At 71.2% G+C, this 13,917-nt stretch carries 15 protein-coding genes; 8 read left to right on the forward strand and 7 right to left on the reverse strand.

Annotation, left to right across the window (positions count from 1 at the left end):
• The first annotated feature begins 212 nt into the window (after nucleotides 1–212).
• The 4 genes from ABD213_RS09395 to ABD213_RS09410 all read left to right on the forward strand — a co-directional run bounded on the left by ABD213_RS09395 (nucleotide 213) and on the right by ABD213_RS09410 (nucleotide 5,059).
• Nucleotides 213–1,280 (forward strand): IS110 family RNA-guided transposase, encoded by a 1,068-nt coding sequence (locus ABD213_RS09395; protein ID WP_344327320.1) that lies wholly within the window; start codon nucleotides 213–215, stop codon nucleotides 1,278–1,280.
• A 14-nt stretch (nucleotides 1,281–1,294) separates the two neighbouring features.
• A complete protein-coding gene (locus ABD213_RS09400) occupies nucleotides 1,295–2,377 on the forward strand; it encodes a 3-isopropylmalate dehydrogenase (RefSeq protein ID WP_344327323.1) in 1,083 nt (360 codons plus the stop codon).
• Between the two features lie 46 nt (nucleotides 2,378–2,423).
• Complete coding sequence (locus tag ABD213_RS09405) at nucleotides 2,424–3,518, forward strand: branched-chain amino acid aminotransferase (protein WP_344327325.1); 1,095 nt, start codon at nucleotides 2,424–2,426, stop codon at nucleotides 3,516–3,518.
• Nucleotides 3,519–3,643: 125 nt separating this feature from the next.
• Nucleotides 3,644–5,059, forward strand: coding sequence for an aspartate ammonia-lyase (locus tag ABD213_RS09410; RefSeq protein ID WP_344327327.1), 1,416 nt, complete (start codon nucleotides 3,644–3,646; stop codon nucleotides 5,057–5,059).
• 57 nt (nucleotides 5,060–5,116) lie between these two features.
• Here ABD213_RS09410 and ABD213_RS09415 read toward each other — a convergent pair whose 3' ends face one another.
• Entirely contained in the window at nucleotides 5,117–5,815 is a 699-nt protein-coding gene (locus tag ABD213_RS09415) for a hypothetical protein (RefSeq protein WP_344327329.1), read from the reverse strand.
• A gap of 210 nt (nucleotides 5,816–6,025) precedes the next feature.
• Here ABD213_RS09415 and cimA point away from each other — a divergent pair, with 210 nt between their 5' ends.
• Genes cimA through ABD213_RS09430 form a run of 3 tightly spaced genes read left to right on the forward strand, consistent with a single transcriptional unit; the run spans nucleotide 6,026 to nucleotide 8,847 of the window.
• Nucleotides 6,026–7,627: a citramalate synthase gene (cimA, locus tag ABD213_RS09420; RefSeq protein ID WP_344327330.1), complete on the forward strand. Its 1,602-nt coding sequence runs from the start codon at nucleotides 6,026–6,028 to the stop codon at nucleotides 7,625–7,627.
• A 7-nt stretch (nucleotides 7,628–7,634) separates the two neighbouring features.
• Nucleotides 7,635–8,396 carry a hypothetical protein gene (locus tag ABD213_RS09425; RefSeq protein WP_344327333.1) on the forward strand — a complete coding sequence of 254 codons (762 nt, stop codon included), beginning with the start codon at nucleotides 7,635–7,637 and terminating at the stop codon, nucleotides 8,394–8,396.
• Between the two features lie 19 nt (nucleotides 8,397–8,415).
• Complete coding sequence (locus ABD213_RS09430) at nucleotides 8,416–8,847, forward strand: hypothetical protein (protein ID WP_344327335.1); 432 nt, start codon at nucleotides 8,416–8,418, stop codon at nucleotides 8,845–8,847.
• 4 nt (nucleotides 8,848–8,851) lie between these two features.
• Here the strand turns inward: ABD213_RS09430 and ABD213_RS09435 are convergent, their stop codons facing one another.
• Genes ABD213_RS09435 through ABD213_RS09460 form a run of 6 tightly spaced genes read right to left on the reverse strand, consistent with a single transcriptional unit; the run spans nucleotide 8,852 to nucleotide 13,191 of the window.
• A complete protein-coding gene (locus ABD213_RS09435) occupies nucleotides 8,852–9,301 on the reverse strand; it encodes a GNAT family N-acetyltransferase (RefSeq protein ID WP_344327337.1) in 450 nt (149 codons plus the stop codon).
• Nucleotides 9,298–10,173 (reverse strand): 3-methyladenine DNA glycosylase, encoded by an 876-nt coding sequence (locus ABD213_RS09440; RefSeq protein WP_344327338.1) that lies wholly within the window; start codon nucleotides 10,171–10,173, stop codon nucleotides 9,298–9,300. The genes ABD213_RS09435 and ABD213_RS09440 overlap by 4 nt, the downstream gene beginning before the upstream one ends.
• Nucleotides 10,173–10,562, reverse strand: coding sequence for a Fur family transcriptional regulator (locus ABD213_RS09445; protein ID WP_344327339.1), 390 nt, complete (start codon nucleotides 10,560–10,562; stop codon nucleotides 10,173–10,175). The genes ABD213_RS09440 and ABD213_RS09445 overlap by 1 nt, the downstream gene beginning before the upstream one ends.
• A gap of 30 nt (nucleotides 10,563–10,592) precedes the next feature.
• A complete protein-coding gene (locus tag ABD213_RS09450) occupies nucleotides 10,593–11,447 on the reverse strand; it encodes a metal ABC transporter permease (protein WP_344327341.1) in 855 nt (284 codons plus the stop codon).
• A complete protein-coding gene (locus ABD213_RS09455; protein WP_344327342.1) occupies nucleotides 11,444–12,250 on the reverse strand; it encodes a metal ABC transporter ATP-binding protein in 807 nt (268 codons plus the stop codon). Before ABD213_RS09455 ends, ABD213_RS09450 begins: the two co-directional genes overlap by 4 nt.
• On the reverse strand, nucleotides 12,247–13,191 hold the full coding sequence (locus ABD213_RS09460; RefSeq protein ID WP_344327344.1) for a metal ABC transporter substrate-binding protein: 945 nt from the start codon (nucleotides 13,189–13,191) through the stop codon (nucleotides 12,247–12,249). The genes ABD213_RS09455 and ABD213_RS09460 overlap by 4 nt, the downstream gene beginning before the upstream one ends.
• A gap of 110 nt (nucleotides 13,192–13,301) precedes the next feature.
• On the opposite strand from ABD213_RS09460, the gene ABD213_RS09465 reads away from it, so the two are divergent.
• The gene (locus ABD213_RS09465) at nucleotides 13,302–13,916 is read left to right on the forward strand and encodes a hypothetical protein (protein ID WP_344327346.1); all 615 of its coding nucleotides are present in this window, start codon (nucleotides 13,302–13,304) and stop codon (nucleotides 13,914–13,916) included.
• Nucleotide 13,917 lies beyond the last annotated feature (1 nt).

Genomic DNA, 13,917 nt, shown 5'->3' on the forward strand with positions numbered 1-13,917 from the left:
TCAGTGTCAGGGTGGGGCTCGCCGCCATCAGCGGCTGGTTGGATCCTGAGCATCTGAGGTCTGGCTCATAGGTTCGCTGTCGCCTTCGGGTTGATGAGCATGTGTTTTGCCGGCCTCGGGTGTGAAGGACCGGCCGGCGTGACTTGATAGGAGCGTGGCATCGCCCCGACTGAGATGTGTCCGCCGACCGGCCCAACCGTCCTCGCATCTGAGTGAAGGAGGCAACCACCATGGTTGTTGTTGGAGCCGACGTGCACAAGCGGACACACACGTTCGTCGCTGTCGATCAGGCTGGCCGCGAGCTCGGCCACAAGACGTTCGATGCTGATTCGACTGGTCACCGCAAGGCGGTCGCCTGGGCCCGGGAGCGGTTCGGGACAGAGTTGCTGTGGGCGGTCGAGGACTGTCGCCATCTCTCGGCGCGGTTGGAGCGTGATCTGTTGACCGCGGGCCAGCAGGTGGTGCGAGTGCCGCCGAAGATGATGGCCGAGCAGCGTCGCATCGCCCGCACTCGCGGGAAGTCCGACCCGATCGACGCTGCCGCAGTCGCGCGGGCCGCGTTGCGTGAGCCGAACCTCCCGGTCGCGTCCCATGACGAGACCTCGCGTGAGCTGAAGTTGCTGGTCGACAGGCGTGATGACCTGGTCAAGCACCGCACCGCCACGATCAATCGGATGCTGTGGCGCGTTCACGAGCTCGACCCGGCGTGGGCGCCGAAGGCGCGTTCGCTGGACCTGGCCAAGCATCAGCAGATCCTCACCGACCGACTCGCTGGGGTGGGTGGGATCGTGGCCGAGCTGGCCCGCGACGAGCTCGCCGACGTCGTCGAGCTGACCGGGAGGATCAACCAGCTGGAACGGCGTATCGCCGAGCTGGTCACCACAGCCGCACCCACCCTGCTGGCCATGCCAGGGGTCGGCGTTCTGACCGCTGCCAAGCTGGTCGGAGAATCCGCTGGCATCACGCGGTTCAGGTCCGAGGCCGCGTTCGCCCGGCACGCCGGGATCGCCCCGATCCCCGTCTGGTCAGGCAACACCCGTGGCCGGGTCCGACTCACCAGATCCGGCAACCGGCAACTCAACGCCGCCATCCACCGCATCGCCATCACCCAGATCCGACTCGACGGCCTCGGCCGCATCTACTACGAGAAGAAGAAGGCCGAAGGCATGTCCACCCCCGAAGCACTGCGCTGCCTCAAACGCCGTCTAGCACGTGTCGTCTTCAACCACCTCACCACCGACCACACAGCCGCCCGGGCTTGCCTTCCGGCCGCGGCTTGACATAGGAGAAACCCATGACCACCTACTCCATCGCCCTCGTCCCCGGTGACGGCATCGGGCCCGAGGTCACCACCCAGGCCCTCGCCGTGCTCGATGCCGTCGCCCCCGCCCATGGCGTCTCGCTCGGGACCACCGAGTACGACCTCGGCGCGCGCCGCTGGCACGCCACCGGGGAGACGCTGCCGGACTCGGTGCTGGAGGAGATCCGTGGTCACGACGCGATCCTGCTGGGCGCCGTGGGCGACCCCGGGGTGCCGTCCGGCGTGCTGGAGCGCGGGCTCCTGCTGCGACTGCGCTTCGAGCTCGACCACTACGTCAACCTGCGCCCGAGCCGCCTGTACCCCGGTGTCCCGACGCCCCTCGCGGATCACGTCACCGGTCGTGGCGGGACCGGCGCCGCGCGCGACATCGACTTCGTCGTGGTGCGCGAGGGCACGGAGGGCCCCTACGTGGGCAACGGCGGCGCCATCCGGGTCGGCACGCCGCACGAGGTGGCGACGGAGGTCAGCCTCAACACCGCCTACGGCGTGGAGAGGGTCGTGCGTGATGCCTTCGCCCGCGCGCAGGCGCGACCGCGCCGCACGCTCACCCTCGTGCACAAGAACAACGTCCTCGTGCACGCCGGCCACCTGTGGAGCCGCACCGTCGCCGCGGTGGGCGAGGAGTTCCCGGACGTCACCGTCGACTACCTGCACGTCGACGCGGCGACGATCTTCCTCGCCACCGACCCGTCCCGGTTCGACGTCATCGTCACGGACAACCTCTTCGGCGACATCCTGACCGACCTCGCCGCGGCCGTCACCGGAGGCATCGGGCTGGCCGCGAGCGGCAACGTCAACCCGGACCGCACCGCCCCGAGCATGTTCGAGCCGGTGCACGGCTCGGCGCCCGACATCGCCGGCCAGTCAAAGGCCGACCCGACGGCGGCGATCCTGTCCGGTGCGCTCCTGATGGAGCACCTCGGGCACCACGACGCCGCGGCCGCGATCGCGTCGGCCGTCGAGGCCGACATCGCCGAGCGCAGCGGTCCGCGCAGCACCGAGGAGGTGGGGGAGGCCATCGCGTCACGCGCGGCCGGGCAGGTACGCGCGGGCTGACCCACGCATCCGCTCCCGACCCGACCGAGGAAGTACCGTGACCCCCATGACCACCCCGCCGTACGAGAGCCGACGAGATCCCCACCCCGCACCACGGACGCCGTCCGAGCGGGAGGCGATCCTCGCCGAGCCGGGCTTCGGCGTGCACTTCACCGACCACATGTTCCTGGCCGAGTGGACGCCGGACTCCGGTTGGCGCGACGCACGCGTCGTGCCGTACGGCCCGTTGTCGATCGACCCGGCCACGGCCGTCCTGCACTACGCCCAGGAGATCTTCGAGGGCCTGAAGGCCTACTCCCATGCCGACGGCTCGGTGTGGCTGTTCCGGCCCGAGGAGAACGCTGCTCGTCTGCGGCGCTCCGCCCACCGCCTGGCCCTGCCCGAGCTGCCCGACGAGTGGTTCCTCGGCTCGATCCGCGACCTCGTCACCGCGGACCGCGCGTGGGTGCCGCACGGCGGGGAGACGAGCCTGTACCTGCGACCGTTCATGTTCGCCTCCGAGGTCTTCCTCGGGGTGCGGCCGAGCAAGCACGTGACGTACAGCGTCATCGCCTCCCCGGCCGGCGCGTACTTCCCCGGCGGGGTCCGGCCGGTCTCGATCTGGCTGTCCTCGGACTACTCCCGCGCCGCCTCCGGAGGCACGGGCGCGGCGAAGTGCGGTGGCAACTACGCCGCGAGCCTGCTCCCGCAGCAGGAGGCCATCGACAACGGGTGTGCCCAGGTGGCCTTCCTCGACGCCGAGAAGCACCGATGGGTCGAGGAGCTCGGGGGGATGAACCTGTACTTCGTCCAGTCCGACGGCTCGATCGTCACGCCCGAGCTCACCGGGTCGATCCTCGAGGGCATCACCCGTGACTCCATCCTGCAGATCGCCCGCGACCTCGGGCACGAGGTGGTCGAGCGCCGGGTCAGCATCGACGAGTGGCGCGACGGCACCGCCGACGGCACCATCACCGAGGTCTTCGCGTGCGGCACCGCCGCCGTCGTCACGCCCGTCGGGGCGCTGAAGTGGGACGGCGGGCAGGCCGTCGCCGGAGACGGCGAGGCGGGCAAGGTCACGATGGACGTGCGCTCCGCGCTCGTCGACCTCCAGTACGGCCGCGCCGACGACCCGCACGGTTGGATGCGCCAGGTCGTCTGAGCCGCGAGGCTACTCGTCGGTCCGTCGGGGGTGTGGCATCGTGTGGCTGGCGTCACACGTCGGCGATCCCGACCATGGCGCCTGTCCGCCCGGCCGTCGACCCACCCTCGCGAGGAGCCTGCCGCATGAACGCCGCCGACCTGCCCACCCGGACCGAGCACGACCTGATCGGTGACCGCGAGGTCCCGGCCGACGCGTACTGGGGCATCCACACGCTGCGCGCGCAGGAGAACTTCCCGATCAGCGGGGTGACGATCGGCGACAGCCCCTTCCTGGTCGAGGCGCTCGCGTGCGTCAAGCAGGCCGCGGCACTGACGAACCACCAGCTCGGGCTGCTCGACGACGAGCGCTTCGCGGCGATCGAGCGGGCGTGCGAGGAGGTCCGTGCGGGCGACCTGCACGATCAGTTCGTCGTCGACGTCATGCAGGGCGGTGCCGGCACCTCCACGAACATGAACGCCAACGAAGTCATCGCCAACCGTGCGCTGGAGATCCTGGGCCGGGCGAAGGGCGACTACGCGTTCCTGCACCCCAACGAGCACGTCAACCTCAGCCAGTCGACCAACGACGTCTACCCCACGGCCGTCAAGATCGCCATCATCGAGGCGACGCACTCGCTCCTCGGTGCCATGGAGGTGCTGCAGGGGTCCTTCGCCGCCAAGGCCGAGGAGTTCCGCGGAGTGCTGAAGATGGGGCGCACGCAGCTGCAGGACGCGGTGCCGATGACGCTCGGCCAGGAGTTCGGCACCTACGCCGTCATGCTGGGCGAGGACCGCAGCCGGCTGTCCGAGGCGGTCGCGATGCTGCACGAGATCAACCTCGGGGCCACGGCGATCGGCACTCAGCTCAACGCGCCGCTGGGGTACGTCCCTGTGGCCTGTGAGCACCTGGCGGCCCTCACGGGGTTGCCGTTGGAGAGTGCCGTCGACCTCATCGAGGCCACGCAGGACTGCGGCTCGTTCGTCCAGCTCTCGGGCACGCTCAAGCGCGTCGCGGTCAAGATCGGGAAGATCTGCAACGACCTACGGCTGCTGTCCTCCGGTCCGCGTGCCGGCCTCAACGAGATCAACCTGCCGGCCGTCCAGGCGGGCTCGAGCATCATGCCCGGCAAGGTGAACCCGGTCATCCCCGAGGTCGTCAACCAGGTCGCCTTCCAGGTGATCGGCATGGACGTGACCGTCACGATGGCCGCGGAGGCCGGTCAGCTCCAGCTCAATGCGTTCGAGCCGGTCATCTGCTACTCCCTCTCGGTCGGCACGTACCGCCTGCGGGAGGCGATGCTGGTGCTCGCCGAGCGGTGCGTCGACGGCATCACTGCCAACGAGGAGCTGCTGCGAGCCGAGGTGGAGAGCTCCATCGGTCTGGTGACGGCCCTCAACCCCTTCATCGGGTACGCCGCGGCCACCGAGGTGGCGAAGGAGGCGCTCGCCACGGGTCGAGGTGTGGCCGAGCTCGTCCTCGAGCGGGGTCTGCTGCCTCCCGAGCAGCTGCGTGCCATCCTCCAGCCCGAGGTGCTGGCGAACCTCGCCCCCAGACCGTGAGAGCACAGACCGTGAGAGCACAGACCGTGAGAGCACAGACCGTGGGGAGCAGGTGCCTCACGCCCCGGCGAACAGCACCTCGGCCGGGTCGTCCTGCCAGGTCGCGGTGAGCACCTGAGCCCGGTCGTCATGGGCGATGTCGATCGCCAGGACCGGCTTCACCGGCGTCTCCTTCGCCTGTGGGTCACCCAGTCCGTGGGCGATGTCGCGCAAGGTGATGCCCGCGGGGCCCACCGGGTCGTGGTCCGGCCACTCGGCGACGAGCCGGTGGACGATGCCTGCCACGACGGCACCACCGACGGCCCGCGCGCCCGGACCGACGTCGTCGATCCGCAGCTCCGGCAGCCCGAACTGCACGAGCCCGTCGGTCTGCAGCCGGCCGTCGAGGACCGCCGCGGCGTCGAGGACGTACCACTGGCTCGCGGCGCCGGCGGAGACCTCGTGCGAGCCGAGCTCCAGGACCCGCGGGACCGTCAGGTCGACGACGACCCCGTCGTGCTCCTCGGCCAGTCGCAGTGCCTCGACGCGCAGCTCGACGGCGGCGTCGACCGCGCGTTCGACCGGCACCCGGTGGTGCAGCACGCGTTGGTGGCGCAAGCTCTCGAACCGTTCGAGCGCTGCGGCCGACGTGCCGTGGTGCCGCAGCAGGGCGGCGCTGGGGAGGGGGAGCGTGTCGTCGACGCCGAGCGGTCGAGGGGTGAGGACGACGTACATCGCCTGGCACGTCCGCGGGACGGGCACGGGTCTGGTGCTCATAGGCGGCTCAGTCTAGGATGTGGTCCGTGCAGCACCTCTCGATCATCATCGTCGGGCGCGCCGGGCACACCGGGACCATCGCCTCCCGAGGCTGACCACCTCAGGACCGACCCCTCGCCCGACGCGCTGCCTCCCATGACCTGGGAGGCTTTTTTGTTGAGGGCCCCACCCCAGAGCAGGACGCAGCACCCGACACCGGAGGACCAGACCGTGATCACCGACGACTTCCACGTCTACGACACGACGATGCGCGACGGCGCCCAGCAGGAGGGTCTCAACCTCTCCGTGCAGGACAAGCTCCACATCGCCCGCCACCTCGACGACCTCGGCGTGGGATTCATCGAGGGTGGGTGGCCCGGCTCCAACCCCAAGGACACCGAGTTCTTCGCGCTGGCCGCCAAGGAGCTGGAGCTGACCAACGCCCGCCTCGCGGCCTTCGGGGCCACGCGACGCGCCGGTGCCGTGGCCGCCGACGACCCGCTCGTCGCAGCCCTGCGCGAGTCGGGCGCGCCGGTCGTCACCCTCGTGGCCAAGAGTCACGACCGTCACGTGGAGCTGGCGCTGCGCACGACGCTGGAGGAGAACCTCGCCATGGTGCACGACACCGTCGAGCACCTCCGGTCGGAGGGCCAGCGGGTCTTCGTCGACCTCGAGCACTTCTTCAACGGCTACCTCGACAACCGCGACTACGCCCTCGAGGTGGTGCGAGCGGCGATGGAGGCCGGCGCGGACGTGGCAGTCCTGTGCGACACCAACGGTGGGATGCTGCCCCACCAGGTCAGTGACGTCGTCGCCGACGTGCTCGAGAGCACCGGGGCCCGGCTCGGGATCCACGCCCACAACGACACCGGCTGCGCGGTGGCGAACTCCATGGCCGCCGTGCTCGCCGGGGCCACCCACCTCCAGGGATGCATCAACGGCTACGGCGAGCGGACCGGCAACGCCGACCTCGTCACCTCCGTCGCGAACCTCGAGCTCAAGCTCGGACGGCCCGTGCTGCCCGAGGGAGCACTCGCCGACGCGTCCCGCATCGCCCACGCCGTCGCAGAGATCACGAACTACCCGCCGTCGGCACGCCAGCCGTACACCGGCGTCTCGTCCTTCGCGCACAAGGCCGGCCTGCACGCGAGCGCCATCCGCGTCGACCCCGACCTCTACCAGCACATCGATCCCGCCCTCGTCGGCAACGACATGCGCCTGCTCGTCTCGGAGATGGCCGGCCGCGCCACCATCGAGCTCAAGGGCAAGGAGCTGGGTTTCGACCTCGCCTCGGACGCCGAGCGGCTCGCCCGTGTCACGGACCGGGTGAAGTCGATGGAGCAGCAGGGCTACACCTTCGAGGCGGCCGACGCCTCGTTCGAGCTGCTGCTCGCCGAGGAGATGGAGGGCGCCCGACCGGCCTTCTTCGAGGTCGAGTCCTGGCGGGTCCTCGCCGAGTCCGACCGCGGCGCCCCCGCCGACGTCCCCACCGCCGAGGCCACCGTGAAGCTCCGGGCGGCCGGCCAGCGCCTGGCGGTGATCGGCGAGGGCAACGGTCCGGTGAACGCCCTGGACCACGCGCTGCGCCAGGCCATCGAGCAGGTCTACCCCGACGTCGCGCGCTTCCACCTCATCGACTTCCGCGTGCGGATCCTCGACCAGGGTCACGGCACCGACGCCGTCACGCGGGTCCTCATCGAGACCACCGACGGCAAGGACGCCTGGGTGACGGTGGGCGTCGGAGCCAACATCATCGAGGCCTCGTGGGAGGCGCTCGTCGACGCGTTCACCTACGGTCTGCGTCGCCACGGCGTCGCTCGGGCCGAGGCCTGAAGCGCACGTGGGACGTCTTCGCCTGCTCGCGCTCGTCGTGCTCCCGACGCTGCTCGTCGGCGCCGTCATCGCAGGGGTGCTCGTCGTCGACGCGCTGGACCGCCGGGAGCAGGTCGCCGAGGCCGACGCCGCCGCCGAGCGGTACACCCAGCAGCACGAGGCGTTCCGCGAAGCGCTCGCGGGCTCGGTCGACAGCGCGGACTTCGAGGACGTCGACCGGGTGCGCAGCGCCGTCGCCGCCGCCCGCGAGGACGTGCCGACCCTCCCGGCGGTCGGCGAGCACGGCGCCGAGAGCTCGGAGGGCTACCGCTTCGCCCGACGGGTGCACCAGCTGACCGAGACCAACCTGGTCGACCTGGAGTCCGCGCTCGACCGCGCAGAGGAGGCGCAGGCCTTCGCCGCCGACGCCGAGCGTGCGCTCGACGTCGACCCGCGGTCGTTCCTCACCACCACGACGGTCCCGAGCGGGGCCCCCGTGCGCGCCTCCGTGATCCCGCCGATGCAGTCGGCCCTCGCTCGGTTCGAGGCGGTCGAGGTGCCCGAGGGCGGGGACGACGCGGCGGACGAGGTGTCGGGCGCGCTGCGGTTCGTCATCGGCGAGGCCGAGACCCTCGCCCGCGAGCTCGACGCCGGCCGCGGGTACCAGTTCGAGTTCGGTCTGCGGTACGGGGAGGCGCGCGGGGCGGTGCAGCAGTACGTCACCGCGGTCGTGGCCGAGGTCCGCGAGGCCTTCGACCTCGTGGTCGGCGAACCTGCGGGACAGGTCTGAACGTCCTAGCGTGGGGACCATGAGCGGCTCACTGCCCGATGGACGACACGAGCGGCCCGACGGGGTCGACGACGCGACGGTCGAGGCCGTCGGCAAGCTGACCGAGGCGCTGGAGGTCGTCGAGCAGGCGCGAGGCTTCCTGTACGGGTTCCACCGCCTGTGCGGCACGGCCGACCTGACCCTCGGCGAGGCCGTCGACGCCCTGCGTGACGCGGGGCACGAGGACCTGGCCGAGGAGATCGCGCGCGACCTCGTCGGACGCAACATCCTGGAGGGTCGGTGGAGCTTCCAGGTCGTCGAGGAGTACGACGCCGACTACTACGCGGCCTTCAAGGAGAGCGAGCGCCGCGTGCGCGACGCCCTGCTCGACGGGACGCCGCACGTGTTCGAGGCCGAGATGAAGCAGGACCGGCGGACCGAGGGCAGGCGCCACCACGAGGCGCACCCCTGACCGGTCATCGAGTGCCGTCCCTGCGCATCGGGACGTGCTCGATGCCGGCCTCCATGAAGTTCTCGCCCGAGCGCACGAAGCCGAAGCCGGCGTACCAGTCGTGCAGGTAGGCCTGGGCCCCGAGCGCGATGACGCCATCGCCCCACCGCTCCAGGACGGTCTGCATCAGTCGGCTGGACAGTCCGCGGCCCCGGGCGTCGGCGCGGGTGGCCACCCGGCCGATCTTGCGCAGCCCGGACTCTGTGGTGAAGGTCCGTAGATAGCTGGTGAGTCCGGCGTCGTCGGCGAGCCAGACGTGGGTGCACGTGGGCAGGAGGTCGACGCCGTCGACGTCGGGCTCGTCGCACTGCTGCTCGACCGCGAAGACCGCGTCGCGGATGCGCCAGATCGCGTAGACCTCGGCGGCGCTCAGGTCGTCGCCGCGGCGGACCACCGGCTCCTGGACGCCGCTCATGCCTGGGCCCCGGCTCTCTCGGCGCGCGCGAGCAGGTCCTCGCACAGCCCCAGCAGACGGGCTCGCAGTGGGGCGGCGCGCTCGGTCAGGTCGCGCTGACGACGGACGTACTCGGCCTTCCCCTCGCCGGTCTCGATCGCGATCGGTTCGATGCCCAGCCCGGTGACGTCGTAGGGGGAGGCGGCCATGTCGGTGCGACGGACCTCCATCGCCAGCTCGAACGCATCGAGCACGACGGTCGCCTCGATGAACGGCAGCATGCGGAAGGCGATGCGGTACAGGTCCATCGTGACGTGCAGACAACCGGGCTGCTCACGCCGGAGCTGGTCCGCGCGCTGGAGCGGCCACGCGTTGAGGGGACGCGCGGCCGGGGTGAAGAAGCGGAAGGCGTCGACGTGCGAGCACGCGATCCGATGGGACTCCACGACCCGCGAGGTCCCCTCGGCGCCCAGTCGCAGCGACAGCTGGGGGTGCCGGACGGACTCGCTGCGGTGGACCATGGCCCACTCGTGCAGGCCGAAGCACCCGAAGGCCGGCTCCCGGGCCGTCGTGACCTGCAGCAGGTCCCTGGTCCAGCGGAGTCCCCGGACGCGCCGGTCCAGTCGTGCGGGATCGACGGTGGTCACGTCGCCGGTGGTGACGTAGGCCCCGAGACCGGCGTACTCGGGTGCGTCCACCAGACCGGTGCCGAGGCCAGGGTGCCAGCGCTCGAGCTGCCCGGGGGAGAGGTTGTAGTACTCGAACAGGAAGTCCTCGACGGGATGCTTCTCCCCGCGCAGCGACCGCTCGAGGCGACGGCTCGTCCACCGCGCGGCTCGCGTCCGGTGCCGTTCGGCCCGTGGACCCCACTGGTCGCGGGTCAGGCGGGTCATCAGCGGCTGCACGAGCGGCAGGTGCCGAAGATCTCCAGGGTGTGGGCGACGTCGGTGAACCCGTGCTCGCGCGCGACGGCGTCGGCCCAGGTCTCGACGGTGGGACCCTCGACCTCCACCGTGCGACCGCACTGACGGCACACGAGGTGGTGGTGGTGCCCAGCGCTGCAGCGCCGGTAGAGCACCTCGCCGTCGTCGTTGCGCAGCGCGTCGACCTCGGAGGCGTCGACGAGTGTCTGCAGGTTGCGGTAGACGGTCGACAACCCGACCTTCTCGCCGCGGTGACGCAGCTTGTCGTGGATGTCCTGGGCGCTGACGAACGACTCGAGCTCGTCGAGGATCGCCTGGACCGCCCGCCGCTGACGGGTGTTGCGCACGACTTCGACCACGGTTCCTCCTCCGCCTGCCTCGAGCACCGACTAGCCCGAGGGTACCCGCCGGGTCTCACGCACGCCCCACCCCTTGACGGCGCGGCCCACGACGACGCGACCGACGGCGGCGACCGCGAACACCGCGAGGGTGAGCAGGACGATCGCCGGCCCCGGCTGCACGTTGGCCTCGTAGCTCAGCACCACGCCCCCGAGTGCCGAGGCCACACCGACGACCATGGCGAGCAGGTGCGTCCCGCGGAAGCTGCGGGTGAGCTGTTGCGCCGCAGCGACCGGGACGACCATCAACGCCGAGACGAGCAGCAGCCCGACGGTCCTCATCGCCACCGTGATCGTCAGCGCGGCCATCACCGCGAGCAGGAGGCCGTAGAGACGTACGGGGACGCCGCTGACCCGCGCGTGCTCCTCGTCCTGGCACAGGGCGAACAGCTGTGGTCCGAGCAGGAGGGACGTGGTCACCACGACGACGCCCAGCACGGCGACGATGCCGACCTCGAACCGGTCGACGGTCGTGATGGCGCCGAACAGGAACTGGTTCAGCGCAGCGGGGCTCTCGCCGGCGAGGTTGATGAGGAACACCCCGCCGGCGATGCCGCCGTAGAAGAGCATCGCCAGGGCGAGGTCGGCGCTCGTGCGGGTGTAGATGCGGAGCACCTCGATGAGGGTCGCACCCAGCGCGGCGATCACCAGCGCGGTGAGGACGGGGGTGGTGCCGGTGAGAATGCCCAGTGCGACCCCGGTCAGCGCCACGTGCCCGAGACCGTCGCCGAGCAGCGCGAGCCGCCGCTGGACGAGGAAGATCCCGATGGCCGGCGCCGCCACGCCGGTGAACAACGCGGCGACCAGGGCCAGGCGCATGAACTCGTAGTCGAGCAGTCCGATCACGGCCAGACTCCTTCCCGCGGAAGCGGCTCGAGCCGGTCGGGTTGGCCGCTGTGCAGGTGGGTGTGACCGTGCTCCGCGTCGCGCACGGCGCCAGGGTCGCCGTCGTGCACGACGCGCCCGTCGGCGAGCACGACGGCGCGATCGAGCAGTGGCCGCATGGGACCCAGCTCGTGGGCCACCAGGAGCACCGCGGTGCCCTGGTCGGAGAGGCCGGCGAGCAGCCGTGCGAGCGCCTCGGTGTTCTCCTTGTCGACGCCGGCGGTCGGCTCGTCCATGACGAGCAGCTCGGGCTCCCCGGCGAGCGCACGCGCGATGTGCACCCGCTGCTGCTGGCCGCCGGACAGCTCGACGAGGGGGGAGCGGGTCCGCCCGCTGAGGCCGACCGCGTCGATGGCGGCGGCCACGGCCCGCTTGTCGGCGGCGCGCGGCAGACCCGCGAACCGACGATGGGTCAGCCGGCCGCTCGCCACGACCTCCCCGACCGACGCGGGGACGCCGCTGACCGTCGCGGCACGCTGCGGCACGTAGCCGAGTCGTGAACGGTCACGGAAGCGTTCGACCGGTGTCCCGAACAGGCGGATGCTGCCGGTGAAGGGGACCAGGCCGACGGCGGTCCGCACGAGCGTGGACTTGCCGGAGCCGTTGGCTCCGAGCAGCGCCACGAACTCGCCCGCGCCGACGTCGAGTCGCACGTCGTGCAGCACCTGTCGCCCGCCGAGCTCGACGTCGAGCCGGTGGATCGAGAGTGCCGGGTCGGCTCGCCCTGCGCCGGTTCGTCCCGGGTCTGGGGGACTGGCGCTCACGAACAGGCGTTGGCCTGCGTGATGGCCTCGAGGTTCTGTCGCATGAGGGAAATGTAGTCCTCGTCGGACGTCTCGTCGCTCAGACCCTCGATCGGGTCCAGGACCGCGGTCTCGACCCCGGCCTCGCGCGCCACGGTGTCGGCCACGGCCGAGCTCGCCAGACGCTCGGTGAAGACCGTGGTGATGCCCTCCTCCTGCACGAGGTCGGAGATGCGCGCCAGCTGCGCGGCGGACGGCTCGTTGCTCGGGTCGAGGCCGTTGACCGCGATCTGCTCGAGGTCGTACGTGCGGGCGAGGTAGCCGAACGCCTCGTGGCTCACGACGATCTCGCGGCGCTCGCAGGTGGCGACGCCCTCGGCGAAGTCGGCGTCGAGGGTCTCGAGCTCCTCGACGAGCGACTCGGCGTTGGCCGCGTAGGTCTCGGCGTTGTCCGGGTCGGCCGTCGCGAGAGCGCTCTCGACGTCGCGGGTCAGCTCGACCATGTTCGCGGGGTCCAACCACAGGTGGGGATCGTTCGGCCCGTGGTCGTGGTCGGAGTGGTCGTCGGCCTCGTCCTCGTGCGCGTGGTCGTCGCCGTGGTCACCGCCCTCGATCAGCTCGACACCTTCGGCGGAGTCGACGACGGTGGCCGGATCACGGTCGGCTGCGGCGACGGCGTCGTCGACCGCGGCCTGGAAGCCGGACTGGTAGACCACGAGGTCGGCGTCCTGGACCGACGCGATCTGCTGCGGGGTCAGCTCGAGGTCGTGTGCGTCGGTCCCGGGACGGATCAGCACGTCCACGGTCGCGAGGTCCCCGGCGACACGCTCGGAGACGAAGGCGACCGGGTAGAAGGACGCGACGACGGTGAGGTCGGCGTCGTCCCCGGCCTCGGCGCCGCAGGCGGCCAGTGCGGGAACGGTCAGGAGGGCGGCGGCGAGGGGACCGATGGTTTTGCGCATGGGAACGATTCTCGGAAATGATGAGAACGAATGTCAAATCAGCGTGATCCGCCCCGACCACCGACGCCGGTGCCACCACGTGGACCCTTCCGTGGGCGACAATCGTCGGCGTGAGAACACTCCTGGCGCTCGGTGCGACGATGGTCCTCCTGCTGGCGGGCGCCTGCTCCACGGACGACGACCCCGAGCCCGTGCCCACGCCCTCGGGCTTCGAGGCCCCGGACGGCGTGGAGCTGACCCCGCCCGGGTCCGAGCTCGCCGTCGAGGAGCCCGCCACGGTCGTGCTCGACCTCGGGGGTGCTGCCTCGAGCGCGATCACGGTGGAGGTCACCGAGGTGGTCACGGGGACGATGCGCGACTTCCGGTTCTTCTCCCTCGACGAGGCGGCCCGCGCGTCCACGCCGTACTACGTCCGTGCCACGGTGACCAACGAGGGCCCGGCCGGCCTCGGGGGAGTGAGCCTGCCGCTGCTCGCCCACTCCGACGCCGACACCGTCTACCCGGCGAGCGAGCTCGTCGGCACCTTCGAGCCCTGCCCGACCCCGACCGTCCCCGAGTCCTTCCTCGCGGGCAGCAGTGCCGACGTCTGCCTGGTCTTCCTCGTCCCGGAGGGGGAGACGCTGCGCACGGTCGACCTCCAGCCGGGGGAGCCGTCGGACGCGGTCCGCTGGGTCGCGCCCGAGGACGACCGGGACGACCAGGACGACCGGTCCGAGGACGGCTGAG

It is taken from the genome of Aeromicrobium halocynthiae (assembly GCF_039531385.1).
GTDB classification, from domain to species: domain Bacteria; phylum Actinomycetota; class Actinomycetes; order Propionibacteriales; family Nocardioidaceae; genus Aeromicrobium; species Aeromicrobium halocynthiae.